Genomic DNA, 2,262 nt, shown 5'->3' with positions numbered 1-2,262 from the left:
CCCTGCCTCCCCTGCCTCCCCTGCCTCCCCTGCCTCCCCTGCCTCCTGACTCCTGACTCCTTGATCTCCTGACTCCTGACTCCTAACCGTGCTACAATTATCATTTCATTCACAAAATCACTACCTACCAACAGGACAACGATTTTTCAACATGATCAAACTGCGCTTGAAGCGATTTGGTAAAAAGCGGGAAGCAAGTTACCGCATTATTGCTATTAACGATCTGTCTCGTCGTGATGGTCGTCCCCTAGAAGAACTAGGATTTTACAACCCCAGAACTGATGAAGTGCGTCTGGATGTTCCCGGTATTGTTAAGCGTCTTCAACAAGGCGCTCAACCTACTGACACCGTTCGTCGCATCCTCGTAAAAGCTAATGTTTTTGAACAAGTCAGTGCAAACGCCGCATCATAAACTTGAGCCGAAGTTACCAGCAGCCAGTCCTCACTATGTTGGGCTGGTGAAGTTTCTTGTACAGCCGTTTTTAGAGTCTCCAGAGTCTTTAAGTGTCGATTGTGAAATGTCTTACACCCTTAAACGGGCTTGGATTCGCATCGCTTTTGACCCTACAGACAAAGGAAAAGTCTTTGGTAGGGGGGGACGCAATATTCAGGCAATTCGCACGGTAATTGCCGCAGCAGCAGAATTGGCTGGCCAGTCAGTATACCTGGACATCTACGGCAGCAATACCCAAAATCGGGATGGTATGTCTTTTGATGAAGAACAGGAAGAAAGAATACCCCCACCAAGATCACGAGAAAGAAGTGGAGACATCCCCAGACCTATTGCTAAACCCCGCTTTCGGTCGGTCTAAACTGGTAATTTTGAGGTGACTCAGCCAGTAAGTAGTTCTGGTAAAGATGAAGATAGGCCGCAAAAAAATTGTTATAGCAGGAGTCAGGAGTCGTAGGGGTGAAGCCTTCGGGCAATCAATGATCAATTTTTATTGAAAGCTATTTTCCTGTAAGGGTGAGGCATTCGGGCGATAAATTATCAATTTTGATCACAGTTATTTTCCGAATGCTTCGCCCCTACTTCGCCCGTCCTAACTGCTCTGTCTACGACTATAAAACCAAGATTTTTGCAGTCTTTTGTTGCTAAGTCAATACGACTGAAAAAAACGCAATACCCAGATCCTCGACTTCTTCAAGAAGTTGGGGGTCTATCTTCTGAGAACTTCTGAGAAATTTTTGATAAATTTTGATAAATTTTGATAAAAATTTGATAAAAACTATGGCAGGTGCAGTTACAATTGGGCTGCCTAATATTCCCAGTGCGATCGCTCTAGCGGGATATGGGGAAGCAAATCTCAAGTTTCTGTCTCAACAAACAGGAGCTAGTTTAGTGCTGCGGGGTCAAGAACTACTCATTTCTGGTCAAGAAAAGCAGGTTGATCTAGCTGTGAAAATAGTGCGATCGCTAGAAAATCTCTGGAGTAAAGGTAATAATATTGCTACTGCGGATATTTTAACAGCCCGTCAAGCAATAGAGGGCGATCTCCAAGGTGAATTACAAGACCTACAGCGCGATATCCTCGCTAAAAGTCGTCGTGGTCAAGAAGTCCGCGCTAAAACTTTCCGTCAACGACAATATATTGAAGCTATTCGTAAACGCGATCTCACCTTTGGTATTGGTCCTGCGGGAACTGGTAAAACCTATCTCGCGGTTGTTGTTGCTGTCCAAGAACTTCTAGCTAATCAATTTGAAAAATTAATTTTAACCCGTCCTGCGGTGGAAGCTGGGGAAAAACTGGGATTTTTACCAGGAGATTTACAACAAAAAGTTAACCCCTATCTGCGTCCGCTTTATGATGCTATTAATGAATTTATTGATCCTGAAAAAGTCCCTAATTTAATGGAACGGGGTATTATAGAAGTTGCGCCTTTAGCTTATATGCGCGGGCGGACTTTAAATAATGCTTTTGTAATTGTTGATGAAGCTCAAAATACCACACCTGCACAAATGAAAATGGTGCTGACTCGTTTGGGTTTTGGTTCTCGTATGGTGATTACAGGTGACATCACGCAAACTGATTTACCTCTACATCAACAGTCAGGTTTAACCGTTGCTTTGCAAATTCTCAAGCACGTTGAAGGTATCGCTTTTTGTGAATTTACTCAAAAAGATGTTGTTCGTCATACTTTGGTACAAAGGATCGTTTCTGAGTATGAAGAATATGAAAAATAGTATATTGGTAATTGGTGATTGGTGATTGGTGATTGGTGATTGGTGATTGGTGATTGGTGATTGGTGATTGGTGATTG

At 43.1% G+C, this 2,262-nt stretch carries 3 protein-coding genes; all 3 read left to right on the top strand.

Features of this window, described 5'->3' with window-relative positions; translation table 11 throughout:
- Positions 1–151: 151 nt before the first annotated feature.
- The 3 genes from rpsP to FFR48_RS27380 all read left to right on the top strand — a co-directional run bounded on the left by rpsP (position 152) and on the right by FFR48_RS27380 (position 2,185).
- Complete coding sequence (rpsP, locus tag FFR48_RS27390; RefSeq protein ID WP_096566147.1) at positions 152–412, top strand: 30S ribosomal protein S16; 261 nt, start codon at positions 152–154, stop codon at positions 410–412.
- Positions 375–812, top strand: coding sequence for a KH domain-containing protein (locus tag FFR48_RS27385; RefSeq protein ID WP_096566145.1), 438 nt, complete (start codon positions 375–377; stop codon positions 810–812). Before rpsP ends, FFR48_RS27385 begins: the two co-directional genes overlap by 38 nt.
- A gap of 419 nt (positions 813–1,231) precedes the next feature.
- Positions 1,232–2,185: a PhoH family protein gene (locus FFR48_RS27380; RefSeq protein WP_137669525.1), complete on the top strand. Its 954-nt coding sequence runs from the start codon at positions 1,232–1,234 to the stop codon at positions 2,183–2,185.
- Positions 2,186–2,262: the final 77 nt, after the last annotated feature.

Source organism: Sphaerospermopsis reniformis, assembly GCF_005402885.1.
Lineage (GTDB): Bacteria > Cyanobacteriota > Cyanobacteriia > Cyanobacteriales > Nostocaceae > Sphaerospermopsis > Sphaerospermopsis kisseleviana.
The sequence above is the reverse complement of the archived record's forward strand: the minus strand, read 5'-3'. Positions and strand labels throughout refer to the sequence as shown.